This is a genomic window from Thermoleophilum album (assembly GCF_028867705.1).
In the GTDB taxonomy this organism is placed as follows: Bacteria; Actinomycetota; Thermoleophilia; order Solirubrobacterales; family Thermoleophilaceae; genus Thermoleophilum.
In genome coordinates this window covers 706,061-721,644 of record NZ_CP066171.1, presented here as the reverse complement: position 1 = coordinate 721,644, position 15,584 = coordinate 706,061, and the positions used below count along the sequence as shown (strand labels likewise).

Sequence of the window (15,584 nt, the reverse complement as noted above, 5' to 3'; positions counted from 1 at the left end):
CGCCAGCACGACTCCGGCCCGCTGGTCGGAGTCCCGCCTCTTGCCGCGATACTTGCGTGCGTGCAAGCAAATACGACAGCCCGGCACGGCGGTCGCAAGACCGGCGCGGTCGCGATCGCGCCGGCGCGAGGTCGCGACCGGGCCGCCGTCGATCCGCGTTCCCTCGCGCGCGGGCTCGGCGCCCTCCTCTCGCGCCTCTTGCACGAAGGTCAAGCCGAGCTACTCGCCCACACCGATCGCCACGACCTCGCACTCACCCAGATCAAGCTGCTCGGCCTGCTCGCCAACTCGCCCGAGCCGCCCGCCGTCAGCGACATCGCCAAGCGGCTCGGGCTGTCGGCCGCCGCCGCGAGCCGCGCCGCCGACGGACTTGTGCGGCGCGGACTCGTCGGGCGCGAGCGCGACCCTCACGACGGGCGCGCGCGACGGGTGACGCTCACCCCCCGGGGGCGCGACGCCTGGAGCGAGTTCTGCGGGATCCGTCGCGCCGCGCTCGAGCGCTACGCGCGCAGCTTGACCGGCGAGCAGCGCGCGGCGCTCGCGGCCGCGCTCGACGCCCTCGGCCTGTTAGCGACTGAAAAAGGAGACGGCAAGTGAGAGTTCGCCTACCGAAGCTGCACGACGGCAACCGCCGCTGGTGGACGCTCGGCGCGATGTGCTTCGCGCTGTTCATGGTGATGCTCGACAACACGGTCGTCAACGTGGCGCTGCCGTCGATCCAGTCCGACCTGCGCGCCTCGCTCGCCGGGCTCGAGTGGACCGTCAACGCGTACACGCTGACGTTCGCCGTGCTGCTCGTGACGGGGGGTCGTTTGGGCGACATTCTCGGCCGCCGCCGCGTCTTCCTAGCCGGCGTCGTGATCTTCGCGCTGTCGAGCGCGGCGATCGGTCTCGCCCCCACGCAAGCCGCGCTCGTCGCCGGGCGGGCGGTTCAGGGCGTCGGCGCCGCTCTGATGATGCCCGGCACGCTGTCGATCATCTCGAGCGTCTTCCCGCCCCACGAGCGCGGTCGCGCGATCGGCACGTGGGCGGGCGTGTCCGCGCTAGCACTGGCGATCGGACCGGTGGTCGGCGGCGCGCTCACCGAGTACGTCTCGTGGCGGGCGATCTTCTTCCTCAACCTGCCCGTCGCCGTCGGCGCCGTCGCAGTGACCCTGTTCGCGGCGCCGGAGTCGCGCGACGAAAGCACCCGCCACCACATCGACTACCCGGGCATCGCCACGCTCTCGCTCGGTCTCACCGCCCTCGTGCTGGCACTGGTCGAAGGAAACTCCTGGGGCTGGGGGTCGGCGCGCATCGTCGCCTTGCTCGCCGCAGCCGCGGTCGGGCTCGTCGCGTTCGCGGCGATCGAACGGCGCGTCGCCGAGCCGATGGTCGACTTCCGCTTCTTCCGCTCGCGCACCTTCTTCGGAGCCAACACGGTGGCGTTCGTCGTGTCGTTCGCGATGCTGGCGATGTTCTTCTTCCTCGCCCTCTATATGCAGAACATCCTTGGCTATACCGCGGTCGAAGCGGGCGTGCGCTTCCTCCCCTCGACGCTGATGATCGTGCTCGTGGCGCCGATCGCCGGCCGTCTTGCCGACCGCATCGGCCCTCGCGTGTTGATCGCCAGCGGTCTGTCGCTCGTCGCGGTAGCGATGCTGTTGCTCACCCGCATCGACGTCGACACCACCTACGGCGAGCTGCTCCCGTCTTTCATGCTCATGGGTGTCGGGATCGCGCTGACGATGTCGCCGATGTCGACCGCGGCGATGAACTCGGTCGCCGTCGACAAGGCGGGCGTCGCCTCCGGGATCCTCTCGATGAGCCGCATGGTCGGCGGCACGTTCGGTGTCGCGGCGCTAGGTGCCCTCTTCCAGCACCTGGCGCGCAACCGCCTCGCCGAGCTCCTCGCCGGCAGCGGGCTCCCCGCCACCGTGCGCGACGAGCTAGTGCACAACCTCGGCTCGGCGCACGAACGCGCCATCGCTGCCGCCAACCCGGCGCTCGCCGCGCGCGTCGGCAAAGCCGCGGCCGAGGCTTTCGTCTACGCGCTCTCGGGCGGAATGTGGCTATCCGCGTCGCTGGCCTTCACGGGCGCGGTGGCGGCCCTGATTCTCATCGCCCCCGGCCGGATCGGCCACGGCAGCGAGACACCGCAGGAGGCGGCAGCCGAGACGTTCGTCGCCTAAGGCGCCGCGCTGCGGTGCGCCATGCCCAGCCGTCGCTCGATGCGCTCGAGCGCGCGGCGGGCTTGGGCGAGCTCCTCGACGAGCTCGGGGCGGGCGCTGCCGTCGCTGTCGCGCCCGGCCCCGTGCGGCGACGGCGGTGCGATCCCCTCTGCGTGTGAACCCGCGGCGCGCTGGCGCGTGCCCTCGAGCTCGCGCGCCTCTTCCAGCGAACCGATGATCACGCCGATCAACAGGTTGAGAACCAAGAACGCAGCCACCATCACGAAACTGACGTAGAACGGAACCGCGAGCGCCGTGGCGCGCATGCCGTCGGCGACCAGGTCCGGCAGGTTCTCGAGCGACAGGAGGATGAACAGCGTGAGCGCCGCCTTCCCGATGTCGCCGAACCGTTCGGGGTCGCTAGCGCCGAACAGGATCCAGCCGATCATCCCGTAGACGTACAGCGTCAGCGCCGTCAACACGGCGACGCCGGCAACGCCGGGAACGCTGCGCGCGACGGCGGTGACGAGCAGTCGCAGCTCGGGCATCACCCGCACGAGCCGCGCGATCCGGGCGAGGCGTAACAGCCGCAACAGCGTCACGTTCTCGTGCAGCCCGGGCAGGACGCTGGCGCCGATCACGGCGAAATCGAAGACGTTCCAGCCGCTCGCGAAGAAGCGCAGCGGACGCCGCCCGTACGACGCGAAGCGCAGAACCAGTTCGACGACGAACACCGCCAGCAACGCGCGATCGGCGGTCGCGAGCGCATCGGCTGCTTGCGCCCTCAGGCGCGGGTACGTCTCGAGGCCGAGGACGATGGCGTTGGCGACGATCAGCACCGCGACGGTGGCGTTGAAGAGCGGCGCCTCGACGATCTGCGCGAGTACGGCGATGCGATCTCGGTCCGGGCCGGCCCCGGTCTCGCTGCGGCGGTTCGTGTGAGCGGTTGTGTGGGAGTCGGCCGACACCGCTGGTGGAAATCCTCGCAAACACGACCCGCACGGCATCGACGAGTGGGCCCCGCTACGATGCCGACCCGTGCTGGTCGAGATCCGCTGGCATGCCAACACTTTCCGCGGCGACGAGCTCGAGCGTCATCTCGCTGTGCTCGCGCCCCTGGCGCTCGAGTACGGGGCCCGCTGGTGGGCGCTGTACCGCGCCGTCGAGGCCGGTCTCGACTTCGTGCAGCTCGCCGAATTCGAGAGCGAGCACGACTTCGACCGCTACTGGTACTCGGACGAGGCGAGCGCTATCCGCGAGCGCGCGATGGGCACCTTCCAGGTGCCGGTCATCCCGAGCTTCCACCGCCTCGTCGGACGCGGCGAGCTGCGTCCAGCGAGCGCACTGAGCGGAGACGAAGAGCCGGCGACGGCCTGAGTCGGCGACGGCCGTCTGCCGGCGGTGATGGCCGCTCAGTGCTGCTCTAGCGGCGCCATCGTGAGGCCGGCGGCGGCGAGCTGCTCCCAGTAGAGCTCGGCTGGCTCGCGCGGACCGGACCAGACTGTCGCGCGCCCCGTGTTGTGGATTTTGTGGGCGAGAGCCATCCCTTGCTCGTAGCTCACGCCGGGCAGAACGCGCGCCAGGGTCCGCGCCACCCAGTCGAAGGTGTTGTGGTCGTCGTTGAGCACGACAACGTGCCAGGGGTCGTCAAGCCCGCTCCCGGGGCCTCCGGCTTTCGGCTTGTCGAGGACGAGCGTCGTCAACGGCTCCCCTCCTTTCGCTACGGACGTGAATCCTTCACTTCCGCGCGCTTTCGCAGGTACCGCTCGAGCCCGAGGAACAACTGGTCGAGCGGCGCGACCGCCTCAAGTCTACGAAGCGACGGCGCATCGAGCGCTGCCGCGAGCCGCGCCCGCAGCCACCGCTCGAACTCGTCGCGGCCGCAGGAGCGGGCGAGCGCAACGAGGTCGCCGAGCGAGGCGCGCATCGCCACCAGGTGGCGCTCGACGTCGCTGTAGATCCCGAAGTGAGTGAGACAGAGGGCGCTCGGGCGGAGGCGTTCGACCGCTTCCAGCGACCGCAGCCACGCTTCGACGTCGATGTCCGGCGGTGGCGTCGGCGCTACCACCACCGGGTCGGGGGTGACGCGCACGCCACAGGCGTCGCCGATGAACGCGGCCCCGCTGACGGTGTCGAAGTAGGCGACGTGGTGGGAAGCGTGGCCGGGCACGTACTCGACGCGGAAGCGGTCGATGCGCTCGCCTCCGGCGAGCGCTACCAGGCGGTCGGCGGGCACCGGCTCGGTGCGCCCGAAGAGGTTGCCGAGATTCGGTCCGTACAGGCGCTCGGCGCTCGCCAAGAGGCGCGACGGGTCGGCGAGGTGCGGTAGCCCGCGCTCGTGCACGTGCACGCGCAGCCCGGGAAACAGGCGGCAGAGGGTCCCGGCGGCACCGGCGTGATCGAGGTGGATGTGGGTCACAAGCAGGGTGTGCGGCTCGCCGGGCAGTTCGGCCAACAGCTTGTCGACACACGAGGCCGGGCCGGGGTCGATCAGGAAACCGTCCACCCAGTAGCTCGCGATCGCCCCGGTGGTGCCACGGAAGCCGACATCCAAAAGCCGCGCCGGAAGCTCGCTCACACGCGCGACCTTACAATCCAAGCGATGAGCGAAAGCGGCCACCGCCTACCCGAGCGCGACAAGCCCTGGCTGATGCGCACTTACGCGGGCTACGGAACCGCCCGCGAATCGAACGCCCTCTACCGCCGCAACCTGGCCAAGGGGCAAACCGGTCTTTCGGTCGCCTTCGACCTACCAACCCAGACCGGCTACGACCCCGACCACGAGCTGGCGCGCGGCGAGGTCGGGAAGGTCGGTGTGTCGATCGCCCACAAAGGCGACATGCACACGCTGCTCGACGGCATCCCGCTCGATCGCATGAACACCTCGATGACGATCAACGCGACGGCGGCGTGGCTGCTTGCACTCTACATCACCGTTGCCGAGGAGAACGGCATCGAGCGGCGCGTGCTGCAGGGCACGACGCAGAACGACATCCTCAAAGAGTTTCTGTCGCGCGGCACCTACGCCTTCCCACCCGAGCCGTCGATGCGGCTCACCGCCGACACGATCGCTTTCTGCGTCGAGCAGGTGCCGAAGTGGAACCCGATCAACATCTGCTCCTACCACCTCCAGGAGGCAGGGGCGACACCCGTTCAGGAGATCGCCTACTCGCTGTCGAACGCCATCGCCGTCCTCGACCGCGTGCGCGAGCGCGTCTCGCCCGACGTGTTCCCGCGCGTTTTCGGCCGTATCTCCTTCTTCGTCAACGCCGGCATCCGCTTCATCGAAGAGCACGCCAAGTTGCGTGCGATGGCGCAGCTGTGGCGCGAGATCGGACGCGAGCGCTACGGCGTCGACGACGAGAAGTACCTGCGCTTCCGCTACGGCGTCCAGGTCAACTCGCTCGGTCTCACCGAACAGCAGCCCGAGAACAACATCATTCGCATTGTTCTCGAGGCGCTGGCGGTGACGCTCGGGCGCAACGCGCGCGCGCGAGCGATCCAGCTGCCAGCCTGGAACGAGGCGCTAGGCCTGCCGCGGCCGTGGGACCAGCAGTGGTCGCTGCGCATCCAGCAGATCCTCGCCTACGAAACCGACCTCCTCGAGTACCCCGACATCTTTGAGGGTTCGCGGGTGATGGAGGCGCTCGTCGCGGAGCTCGTCGAGGGCGCGCGGCGCGAGATGGCGGTCGTCGCCGAGCGCGGCGGCGCGGTCGAAGCGGTGCCCTACATGAAGGCCAAGCTCGTCGAGTCGCACCGCGAGCGGATGCGCAGGATCGAGACCGGCGAGCTCAAGGTCGTGGGTCTCAACTGCTTCACCGAAGCGGAACCGTCGCCTCTCCAGCAGGACCAGGATGGCGGGATCCTGCGTGTCGACCCCGAGGTCGAAGAGCAGGCTGTGGCGGCCGTGCGCGAGTGGCGCAGCCGCCGCCAGCAGGACGCGGTGGAACGGGCTCTCGAGGCGCTCCGTGAGGCAGCGGCCGACCCGGCCCGCAACATCATGGAGCCGTCGCTTGAGGCGGCGCGGGTCGGTGCGACGACCGGCGAGTGGGCACAGGCGCTGCGCGACGTCTTCGGCGAGTACCGCGCTCCGACCGGTGTCGCCGACGCGGCGGCTGTCGAGCTCGACCTCGACACGCTTGCTGAGGTGCGCGAGCGCGTCGACCGCGTGTCGCAGGCGCTCGGCCGCCGGCTCAAGATCCTTGTCGGCAAACCCGGCCTCGACGGCCATTCGAACGGTGCCGAACAGATCGCCGTGCGCGCACGCGACGTGGGGATGGAGGTGGTCTACGAGGGCATCCGACTCACGCCGTCGCGCATCGCCCAGGCAGCGGTGCAGGAGGGCGTGCACGTGGTCGGCCTGTCGATCCTCTCCGGCTCGCACCTCGAGCTGATCCCGCAGGTCGTGCGCGAGCTGCGCGCGGCAGGCAGCGACGTGCCGGTCGTCGTCGGGGGGATCATCCCGCCCGACGACGCTCAACGCCTGCTCGAGGCAGGCGTGGCGCGCGTGTACACGCCGAAGGACTTCGAGCTGACGCGCATCATGGGCGAGATCGTCGACCTGGTCGCCGACCACTTCGGCGTCACCGCCACCGCGGCTTGAGCCAGCCCGCCGAGCGTCCCTGCGGCTCGCGGCACGGCGAGCAGGTGTCGGAGCTTCCGCCGCACTCGTCACGAGCGGACGGCGCCCCTACGGCCGCCGTCGAGCTGGCACGTCGTCTCGCCGGCAAGGACACCACCGCAGCACCCGCCGCTCTCAACATCATCGAGGATCGCTCCCCGCGCGGGCGCGCCGCCGCCGCAGCGCTCCTCGCCGAGCTCGCGCGCAGACGCGCAGCTGCTGGCGAGGCGCCAATCGCGGAGGGCATCGCGGTCGGCGTCACCGGCCCTCCCGGCGCGGGCAAGTCGACACTGCTGTCGGCACTGGTCGCCGAGTGGCGCAAGCGTGGACGCACGGTGGCGCTCCTCGCCGTCGACCCCTCTTCGCGTCGTTCGGGCGGTGCGCTGCTCGGCGATCGTGCCCGCATCCAGCACGACCCAAACGACCGCGGCGTTTTCATCCGCTCCACCGCAGCCGCTGGCCGTCTTGGCGGGCTTGCGCCCTCCACCTTCGACGCGGTCACGGCGATGCGAGCCTGTTTCGACGTCGTCGTCGTCGAGACGGTCGGCGTCGGCCAGTCCGAAACCGACGTCGAGGACGTCGCCGACGTCGTCGTGCTCGTCGTCCAGCCGGGGAGCGGCGACGTGCTCCAGTTCCTCAAGGCGGGGATCATGGAGGTGCCCGACATCCTCGTCGTAACCAAGGCCGACCTCGGCGCACCTGCGCGGCGCGCGCGGCTCGACCTCGAGCAGGCGCTCGCCGCGCTCGGCGTCCGCGACACTCCGGTACTCGAGGTCGCGTCGCTGCCACCGCCGCGCGGCATCGACGCGCTCGTCGCGGCCGTCGAGCGCCGTGCCGCAAGTCCCGACATCGACGAGCGCCGCCGCGAGGGCCGCCGGCGCGCAGCGCTGCGCGAGTTTCGCAGCGAATACGGGGAACGGGCGCTGCGCGCGCTCGGCGGGGAGCGGGCAGCGCTCGCGATCCTCGCCGAGCAACCCGAGACCGCGACCGTCGCCGAGTTGGTCGAGACGCTCGCGCTACGGTGCCGCTCATGAACGGCGCACGTGAACTTTCGCCCGACAAGCGACCGCCCGCCGAACTCGAACCGGCAAGCGAGCGTCGACGTCGCTGGTTCGACCTGTTCCTGCTGCCACTTGCCGCCTTCGCCGCAGCTACCGCGCTTGCTCAGCTCCTCGGTGCGGCCAATCTCGGCACGGCAGCAACGTTCGGGCAGATCGCCTTCGCCGCAGCGCTGGTGTGGGTGTTGCTGCGAGCCGGCTGACGGCGGGTCGTCGCAGCGCAGCTTTGGACCAGCCGCAGGCGTAGTGGCCTGACCGAGCCGCAGCCTCTGACGGCTCGACCGCCGCTACCGGGCGGGGTGGGGGCTGTACGCTGCCGCCATGACAGTTGGCGCTTTCGTTTCACCGGGACGTTCGCTCGAGCGCACGCTGGAGCGGGTCGAGCTGGCCGACCGCCTCGGCTACGAGGCGATCTTCACCACCCACATCGCCGGTTTCGACTCGCTGACGGTGTTGATGGCGTACGCAACCCGCAGCCAGCGTGCACGGTTGGGCACGGGGGTGTTGCCGATCTACTCGCGCACTCCCGTCGCCTGCGCCCAACAGGCGGCGACCGTCGACGCCTTCTCGGGCGGCCGTCTCGTGCTCGGCTTGGGGGTGTCGCACGCCCCGATCGTCGAGGGCTGGTACGGGCAGAAGATCGACCGGCCGGTGCGCGACATGCGCCACTACTTCGGGGCGGTGCGCGCGATCCTGCGCGGCGAGGAGCCGCCCGCTAGCGACCGTTTCCCAACCGCCTTCCGCTTCGCGGGCGTCGAACCCCCCGCCCGCGTTCCGATCTACATCGCCGCGCTGTCGCCGCGGATGCTGCGGCTCGCCGGCGAGATCGCCGACGGCGTGATCCTGTGGCTGTGCGTGCCCGAGTACATCGAGTCGGTCGTCGTGCCCGAGGTCCGTGCAGGCGCCGAGCGGGTGGGGCGCGACCCGGGCGCTGTCGCGGTCGTGGCGGCGGTGCCGTCGGCGGTGACGGACGACCGCGACACGGCCAAGGAACGCTTGCGCAGCGACCTCGTTCCCTACTTTTCGCTGCCGTTCTACCGGGCGATGTTGGAGCGCTCGGGGTTCGGTGCCGACATCGCGGCCTTCGACCGCGCGATGCAAGAGAACGGTCCGCAGGCAGCGGCCGCAGCGATATCCGACCGCTTCATCGCCTCGCTCGCCGCGATCGGGCCCGAGAGCGAGGCGCGCGCGGCCGTCGAGCGCTACCAGCGCGCCGGTGCCACGCTGCCCTGCGTCGGCCCGATCCCCGGCACCGATTTCCAGGCGACGCTCGACGGTCTCGCACCGCGCTAGTTGACAGAGGCGCGGTCCGTCGGCGCAGCTCCGAGACACCTGTCACCGCAGCCCGTCGACGCGCCAGCCGCCCTGCGTGCGGGCGAGGATCAGCGTCTCTCGCACCGCTGGCTCGCCTGCCGACCGCGCGCGAACGGTCGCGACCGCGAGCGCCCCGCGGATCGTGATCTCCTCGATCCGCACGGTCGGGTCGCGAATGTCGCTGGCCGCGAGCGCGATGAAGCGTTCGCAGTTGACGCCGCCGGCGCGCTCGCGGGCAGCGGGCGTCAGGAGCTCTTCACAGATCGTCCGCCAACGTTTTTGGCGGGCGGCCGTGGCGAGCCCCTCGACGACAGCGGCGATCGCGTTCGTGTCGGGGGATGCTGGGGGCGGTTCGACGTCGGGACCGAAGGAGCACCCCGCCGGCGCGAGCGCCAAGGCGAGAACAACGGCGAGGCCCCGGCGGCGCGTCAGCATCTCTTCGATCGCCAGCATAATGGGGCAGATGGACGAGTCCGCCCGCGAGTCTGTCGGCACGCTGTCTAGCTGGCTTCGTTGTTACCGCTGCTGGTCCCGCAACCTCGAGGTGCAGGTGCACTACGAGGGGATCCTCAAGGTCGACCCGGAAACCGGGGAAGCTCAGGACCCGGTCGAGGAGGTTCAGGAGGCGGTCGTGCAGTGCCTCGACTGCATGCACGACCAGCCCCACCTGAGCCTTGCCTTCTACGAGATCGACGGCAGGCGGGTCAGCCGGCTCGAGCCGGTCGAGGATCGTTGGGAGCGGCTAGTCACCGGCACCCCGTGGGTCGCTTCGTGCACGGTGACGGTCGACGCCGACGACGTCGAGACGTGCTCGGGTCCCGAGGCCGCCGAGTCGCTCGCCTACGCGGCCTTCGGCGAATACGGCACGCGCGAGTTCTTCACCCACGTTCGCTTCCACAAGCACGAGGACGACAAGATCGTCGTCCATCTGCTCGTCGAGCTGTACGCACGCTCGGCAGACGAGGCGACACAGGTGTTGGAGCAGGCGGCGCGCGGCCCGCTCGCGATCACGTCGTTGGCCGAGGAGTCGCGCCCCCCGGCGGCGACCGGCGACGATCCGCACTGACTTCTCGGCTCGATGGCGCGGCCGCTGCGCGTGGCGCTGATCGCCGAGGAGGCGACGGGCGCGCGCGTTCTGCGTAGCCTGCTCGACCGTGGCGTCGAGCCCGTGCTGGTGTTGACCGACTCGGTGCGTGCCCACACGGCCCGCGGCGGGCCGGTCGCCGAAGCGGCGCGCAGCGCCGGGCTGTCCGTCGAGCCGGCAGCCCGGGTGCGCGATCCTGCCTTCGCCGCGCGGCTCGCCGACTCCGCCGACTTGGTGTTGAACGTGCACGCCCTCCACGTTCTGCCGCCGGCGGTCGTCGCGGCGCCGCGCATCGGTGCTCTCAACCTCCATCCCGGCCCGCTGCCCGAACTCGCCGGACTCAACGCGCCCAGTTGGGCGATCTACCTCGGTGAGCGCGAGCACGGCGTGACGCTGCACTGGATGAGCGCCGAAATCGACGCCGGGCCGATCGCTTACTGCGAGCGTTTCACGCTTACCGGGCGCGAGCGCGCTTTCCAGCTCGCCGCGACCTGCGCGCGCTTGGGCGTGGCGCTGGTCGAGCGCGCTGTCGACGAGTTTCTCGCCGGGCGCGAACCGCCCCGGCGCCCGCAGGACTTGTCCCGGCGCCGGCTCTTCCCTGCGGGCCCGCCTTGCAACGGACGGCTCGAGTGGTCGCGCCCCGTACGCGAACTCGAGGCATTGGTTCGCGCCTGCGACTACGGGCCGTTCCCCTCGCCATGGGGCGAGCCGTGGATCTTGCGCAGCGACGGTCTGACGCTGTCTGTGACGCACGCCGAGATCGTCGGCGGCAGCGCCTCACACCCAGCCGGCACGGTGATCGCGGCGCACGGCCGGCGTGCCGTCGTGGCAGCGGCCGACGGCCTTCTGGCAGTCCGGCTCGCCGCCCCCTCGGCAGCGGGAGACGACGGCCGCTCCTCTACCCGGTCGCTGCTCGTGCCAGGCGAGCGCTTGCCCGTCTGAACGTCCGGGGAGCCGTGTGGCGAGCGACGCTGGCGGCGCCGGTGGCTGCGACGCGTGTGCTGGACTACGCTGTGTAGAGGTGTTCCCGGACCGGCCCCGTTTACGGGTTTATTCGACCTGCCCCCAATCGAAGGACTATCCGGACGGCACGCGGTATCTGCGCGCCGTCCGCAATGTCGCGCGCTGGAGCGAGAGCGCCGGCTGTGCCGGCATCCTCGTCTACACCGACAACGGCATCTGCGACCCCTGGCTCGTCGCCGAAACTGTCATCGCGGCGACCGAACGGATCGCGCCGCTCGTCGCTGTCCAGCCGGTGTACATGCACCCGTACTCCGCCGCCAAGATGGTGAGCTCGCTCGCCTGGATGCACGGGCGCGCGGTTGCGCTCAACCTCCTCGCCGGCGGTTTCCGCAACGATCTGCTCGCACTCGGCGACGACACCCCCCACGATCTCCGCTACGAGCGCACGCGCGAGTACGGCGAGATTCTGCTGGCTCTTTTGCGCGGCGAGACGGTGACGCACGAGGGTCGCTGGTGGACGGTGCGCAACTTGCGGCTCGTTCCCCCGCTCGATCCCGACCTTTTCCCAGAGGTGCTCGTGTCGGGCTCTTCGCCGAGCGGGCTTGCGACCGCGGAGGCGCTGGGCGCGACGCCGGTGCGCTACCCGCAACCGCCCGACGAGGAGAGCGACCTGCGCGGCGGCGTACGCATCGGTGTGATCGCGCGCGTAAGCGCCGAGGAGGCTTGGACGGTCGCTGGGGAACGGTTCCCGGCCGATCGCAAGGGCCAGCTTCTCCACCAGCTAGCGATGCGTGTGTCGGACTCGCACTGGCACACGCAGCTGTCGCAACGCCACCACGACGCTCCAGCCGAGATCGCGGGTCGACGTGGCCCGGATGGCGCCGAACCGAGCCCCTACTGGCTCTGGCCGTTCCAGAACTACCACACCTTCTGCCCCTACCTTGTCGGCAGCTACGAGCGGGTCGGACGCGAACTCGCCCGCTACCTGGAGCAGGGAGCGAGCCTCTTCATCCTCGACATCCCAGCGTCCGCTGAGGAGCTCGAGCACACCGCTCGTGCCTTCGAATACGCCACGCTGCCGTCCGCTCGGACGCCGCGCGAATGACCAGCGATCCGCTGCGTCTCGAGCACTTTCTCGACGCCGCTGCGGCTGCCTCACCGCAGGCGACGGCCGTGGTCGGGAGCGCAGAGCGGCTGACCTTCGCCGAGCTCGACGAGCTGAGCGCACGCCTGGCGAACTGTTTGCGCGACGTGTGCGGGTGCTCATCCGGGGACCGCGTCGTTCTCGCTGTCAACAAATCCCCGCGCGCGATCGTGGCGATGCACGCCGCGTTGCGTGCTGGTTGCGCGTACGTCCCCGTCGACCCGGACAGTCCGCCGGCGCGCAGCGCGCTCGTTCTCCGCTCCGCTGATCCAGCTGTGATCGTTGGCGACCGTCCCGGACTCGAGCGGGCCCGGGCTAGTCTCGACACGCTCGGCGCAGCCAGCCGCCCACTCTGCGTGGCACTCGAACCGGACGGCGATCCGCTCGCCGACGTCGCGGCGCGCACATGGCTCGACCGTCCGCGCAGCTACCCGCAGTTAGCGAACGGCGACAGCGATGTGGCGCACATTCTCTTCACGTCCGGCTCGACCGGCGAGCCGAAAGGGGTACAGGTGACGCACCGCAGTGCGGTCGCCTTCGTGCGCTGGGCGGTTCGCCACTTTGCGATCGCGCCCGGTGAGCGGCTGTCGGGTCATCCGCCGCTCCACTTCGACCTCTCGACGTTCGACATCTACGGCTCGATCCACGCCCGCGCCGAGCTGCACCTGGTGCCGCCTCAGCTCAACGTCGACCCGCGCGGGCTCGCGCGGTTCATCCGCGAGCGCGAGCTCGTGCAGTGGTTTTCGGTTCCGTCCGTCCTGACCCTGCTCGCACGCTTCGACGCCGTCGCCGACCATGATTTTCCGACGTTGAAGCGCCTGCTTTGGTGCGGAGAGGTGCTGCCGACACCGGTCCTGCGCCACTGGATGCAGCGGCTACCGCACGTGCGTTTCACGAACCTCTACGGCCCCACCGAGGCGACGATCGCCTCCAGCTACTACGACGTCCCGGCCCTGCCCGCAAGCGACGACGAGATCCCGATCGGGCGCCCCTGCCCAGGGGAAGAGCTGCTCGTGGTGCGCGAGGACGGGAGCGAAGCCGCCGTCGAAGAGGTCGGTGAGATCTGGATCGCCGGGGTGGGTCTGTCGCCGGGATACTGGCGCGACGCGGAGCGAACCCGCCGCGCGTTCGTCGCTCACCCGCGCGCTCCGTCGCGGCGCTGCTACCGGACCGGCGATCTCGGCCGCCGCGATCGCGACGGCCTCTTCTTCTTCCACGGCCGGCGCGACGCCCAGATCAAGCATCGTGGCTACCGGATCGAACTCGGCGAGATCGAGGCCGCTCTCAACAAACTCGACGCCGTGCGGGAGTGCGCGGTCGTCGGCGTGCCCGTGGGAGGTGTCGAAGGGACGGCGATCTGCGCTGCGTGGAGTCGACGTCCACAGGCCGACGCCGACCACGCGCTTCTACGTCGGGAGCTGGCTGAGCTTCTCCCCCGCTACATGCTGCCGACGCGCTGGTTGGAGCTGCCCGAGCTACCCAAGAACGTAAACGGCAAGATCGACCGCCGTGCGCTGGTCGAACGGTTCCGCGAAGAGGTTGGAAGATGAACGCCGATGTCGAGCGACGGATTGTCGACCTGATGCGCGATGCCCTGGCGGTCGAGCCGCCCGGCCGCGACACCGACCTGTTCGAAACCGGCCTGCTCGACTCGCTGGGGCTGGTGACGTTGATCAGCGAACTCGAGCACGAGTTCGGTTTCCAGCTGGCGCCCGACGAGCTCGAGCTCGATTCTTTCCGGACCGTGAAGGCGATCGCGGCGCTCGTCGCGCGCCACACCACCGCTGAGCGCACCCTCTAGTGGGCGACGCTGGCGAGCGGCGCGGCTTGCGGCACGCTGCCGACGCGCGTAGGGTCGCGCGACTCGATGAACAGCACGAGCGCGACTAGCAGCGCTAGCGAGACGGCGAGAACCAGCAGCCAGTAGAGAATCCGTAGCGCGAGCCGTCTGATGGTCACCGGGCGACGATAACGCGAACGGACGGCGCGTCGCCTTCCTCGCGCGCTCTCTCACCTGGCCTGTCAGGTTCCCATCCGGGCGCGCAAGCGCTGGTGCCGCTCTGGTGGCGCAAAGGTTGCCCGGCCGGGGGCGAAAGATTCCCACCGCGCTGACGATGACCGGGCTAAACCGTCCGGCGCCAGGACGGCGCGGGGACGGGACGGGTAGGGACACACGACAAGGTCGGCTACGTCGAGGCCGCGTACGAACGGGGCTCGGCGCAGCGCTCTCCGGCGCCACGGAGGCCCCACCGCTGCGCACCCCCGGTCGACAGGTCTCACGTGTCGGCGGGAGGGCCGAATGTTTCGTCGCGGCAAGGAGACGGCGGCGCTGAGCGCGCGGCCGTGGGCGCGCACTGCGCGCGCGAGGGCGCTCTGGGGCTTGACGTTGGCGGCGCTGCTCGCCACGGCGGCAGCGGCCGTCGCGGCGCCAACACCCGCAGCGGCATCATCGACCGCAGCGGCGCCACCTCCCGGCGGAGGAGCGCCGGCGGCAGCGCGTGCGGCTGCCACTGCAGATGCACGGTCGGACGAGTGGATCAGCCCGATCTCGCTCCACTCGCAGACCTACGCCTGCTGCATGCCGTTCGAGCTGAAGGAGAAGGTGGTGCGCGAGGCCGTCGATCTCGGCGCCGGCTTTTTGCGTGTTGACATCTATCTCGACGCGCTTTTCGACGAGGGCGGCCGCCGCCGGGCCACACCCGACTTTTCGGGTATCGACGAGATGATCTGGCTCGCGAGGCGTTACCACGTCCGCCTGCTGGCGATCATGGTCGGGACGCCAGGCTACCTCTCGACGTGTCCGCAGTGGGGCGAGCGCAGCTGGTTCAAGTGCCCGCCGCGCGATGTCGGCGAGTATGGGCGCCTGGTAGCCGCTGTCGTCGCTCGCGCGCCCGACGTCTTCCGCTACGTCGAGATCGGCAACGAGCCCGACGGCGACTGGGTTTTCGCCGGCTCGCCGAGCGACTACGCAGCGATGGTGCGCTCAGCGGCCGGCGCCATCAAGGCAGCATTCCCCCAAACCAAGATCGTGCTCGCCGCACCGATGACGGCTGGCGGCGGCATGCCGTGGTTCGATGGCGTGTTCGCAGCGCTCGGTGGGGCGCGGCCGTTCGACGTCGTCAACGCCCACGTTCGCGAGCCGCTCGAGCGCGTGCGCACGGCGGTGCTGCGCTGGCGGCGCTACTACAGCGACCACGGCCTCGGCGGGCTGCCATTGTGGCTGACCGAGTTCGCCTACCCCGCCGACCCG

General features: G+C 70.4%; 17 protein-coding genes and 1 pseudogene. 13 read left to right on the top strand and 5 right to left on the bottom strand.

The annotated features are described in order from the left end of the window. Positions 1-60: 60 nt before the first annotated feature. Both JDY09_RS03325 and JDY09_RS03320 read left to right on the top strand, forming a co-directional pair. Positions 61-597 (top strand): MarR family winged helix-turn-helix transcriptional regulator, encoded by a 537-nt coding sequence (locus JDY09_RS03325; protein WP_274717609.1) that lies wholly within the window; start codon positions 61-63, stop codon positions 595-597. Further along, on the top strand, positions 594-2,171 hold the full coding sequence (locus tag JDY09_RS03320) for an MFS transporter (RefSeq protein ID WP_274717608.1): 1,578 nt from the start codon (positions 594-596) through the stop codon (positions 2,169-2,171). The genes JDY09_RS03325 and JDY09_RS03320 overlap by 4 nt, the downstream gene beginning before the upstream one ends. On the opposite strand, the gene JDY09_RS03315 is transcribed toward JDY09_RS03320, so the two are convergent. Further along, the gene (locus tag JDY09_RS03315) at positions 2,168-3,118 is read right to left on the bottom strand and encodes an ion transporter (RefSeq protein WP_274717607.1); all 951 of its coding nucleotides are present in this window, start codon (positions 3,116-3,118) and stop codon (positions 2,168-2,170) included. The two genes, JDY09_RS03320 and JDY09_RS03315, sit on opposite strands and share 4 nt — an antisense overlap. A gap of 70 nt (positions 3,119-3,188) precedes the next feature. On the opposite strand from JDY09_RS03315, the gene JDY09_RS03310 reads away from it, so the two are divergent. After that, on the top strand, positions 3,189-3,527 hold the full coding sequence (locus JDY09_RS03310) for a hypothetical protein (RefSeq protein ID WP_274717606.1): 339 nt from the start codon (positions 3,189-3,191) through the stop codon (positions 3,525-3,527). 35 nt (positions 3,528-3,562) lie between these two features. On the opposite strand, the gene JDY09_RS03305 is transcribed toward JDY09_RS03310, so the two are convergent. Both JDY09_RS03305 and JDY09_RS03300 read right to left on the bottom strand, forming a co-directional pair. Continuing rightward, positions 3,563-3,853, bottom strand: a complete 291-nt coding sequence (locus JDY09_RS03305; protein WP_274717604.1) for an ATP-dependent Clp protease adaptor ClpS — start codon at positions 3,851-3,853, stop codon at positions 3,563-3,565. Between the two features lie 17 nt (positions 3,854-3,870). Further along, the gene (locus tag JDY09_RS03300) at positions 3,871-4,728 is read right to left on the bottom strand and encodes an MBL fold metallo-hydrolase (RefSeq protein WP_274717603.1); all 858 of its coding nucleotides are present in this window, start codon (positions 4,726-4,728) and stop codon (positions 3,871-3,873) included. 24 nt (positions 4,729-4,752) lie between these two features. Here JDY09_RS03300 and JDY09_RS03295 point away from each other — a divergent pair, with 24 nt between their 5' ends. The 4 genes from JDY09_RS03295 to JDY09_RS03280 all read left to right on the top strand — a co-directional run bounded on the left by JDY09_RS03295 (position 4,753) and on the right by JDY09_RS03280 (position 9,122). After that, the gene (locus JDY09_RS03295; RefSeq protein ID WP_274717601.1) at positions 4,753-6,753 is read left to right on the top strand and encodes a protein meaA; all 2,001 of its coding nucleotides are present in this window, start codon (positions 4,753-4,755) and stop codon (positions 6,751-6,753) included. Beyond that, positions 6,750-7,805 carry a GTP-binding protein gene (locus JDY09_RS03290; protein ID WP_274717600.1) on the top strand — a complete coding sequence of 352 codons (1,056 nt, stop codon included), beginning with the start codon at positions 6,750-6,752 and terminating at the stop codon, positions 7,803-7,805. Before JDY09_RS03295 ends, JDY09_RS03290 begins: the two co-directional genes overlap by 4 nt. Beyond that, positions 7,802-8,032 (top strand): hypothetical protein, encoded by a 231-nt coding sequence (locus JDY09_RS03285; protein ID WP_274717599.1) that lies wholly within the window; start codon positions 7,802-7,804, stop codon positions 8,030-8,032. The genes JDY09_RS03290 and JDY09_RS03285 overlap by 4 nt, the downstream gene beginning before the upstream one ends. A gap of 118 nt (positions 8,033-8,150) precedes the next feature. After that, positions 8,151-9,122 carry an LLM class flavin-dependent oxidoreductase gene (locus JDY09_RS03280; RefSeq protein WP_274717598.1) on the top strand — a complete coding sequence of 324 codons (972 nt, stop codon included), beginning with the start codon at positions 8,151-8,153 and terminating at the stop codon, positions 9,120-9,122. Between the two features lie 42 nt (positions 9,123-9,164). Here JDY09_RS03280 and JDY09_RS03275 read toward each other — a convergent pair whose 3' ends face one another. After that, entirely contained in the window at positions 9,165-9,596 is a 432-nt protein-coding gene (locus JDY09_RS03275; RefSeq protein WP_274717596.1) for a hypothetical protein, read from the bottom strand. Positions 9,597-9,606: 10 nt separating this feature from the next. On the opposite strand from JDY09_RS03275, the gene JDY09_RS03270 reads away from it, so the two are divergent. From JDY09_RS03270 to JDY09_RS03250, 5 genes are all read left to right on the top strand, one after another. Next, entirely contained in the window at positions 9,607-10,209 is a 603-nt protein-coding gene (locus tag JDY09_RS03270; RefSeq protein ID WP_274717594.1) for a hypothetical protein, read from the top strand. A gap of 12 nt (positions 10,210-10,221) precedes the next feature. After that, positions 10,222-11,169: a methionyl-tRNA formyltransferase gene (locus tag JDY09_RS03265; RefSeq protein WP_274717593.1), complete on the top strand. Its 948-nt coding sequence runs from the start codon at positions 10,222-10,224 to the stop codon at positions 11,167-11,169. Between the two features lie 79 nt (positions 11,170-11,248). Beyond that, a complete protein-coding gene (locus JDY09_RS03260; protein WP_274717592.1) occupies positions 11,249-12,295 on the top strand; it encodes an LLM class flavin-dependent oxidoreductase in 1,047 nt (348 codons plus the stop codon). Beyond that, complete coding sequence (locus tag JDY09_RS03255) at positions 12,292-13,884, top strand: amino acid adenylation domain-containing protein (protein WP_274717590.1); 1,593 nt, start codon at positions 12,292-12,294, stop codon at positions 13,882-13,884. Before JDY09_RS03260 ends, JDY09_RS03255 begins: the two co-directional genes overlap by 4 nt. After that, a complete protein-coding gene (locus tag JDY09_RS03250) occupies positions 13,881-14,135 on the top strand; it encodes an acyl carrier protein (protein WP_274717589.1) in 255 nt (84 codons plus the stop codon). The genes JDY09_RS03255 and JDY09_RS03250 overlap by 4 nt, the downstream gene beginning before the upstream one ends. Here JDY09_RS03250 and JDY09_RS03245 read toward each other — a convergent pair. Beyond that, positions 14,132-14,293 carry a hypothetical protein gene (locus JDY09_RS03245; RefSeq protein ID WP_274717588.1) on the bottom strand — a complete coding sequence of 54 codons (162 nt, stop codon included), beginning with the start codon at positions 14,291-14,293 and terminating at the stop codon, positions 14,132-14,134. The genes JDY09_RS03250 and JDY09_RS03245 overlap by 4 nt on opposite strands. 340 nt (positions 14,294-14,633) lie before the next feature. On the opposite strand from JDY09_RS03245, the pseudogene JDY09_RS09930 reads away from it, so the two are divergent. Next, positions 14,634-15,563: pseudogene (locus JDY09_RS09930) on the top strand (hypothetical protein); the annotation flags it as partial. Positions 15,564-15,584 lie beyond the last annotated feature (21 nt).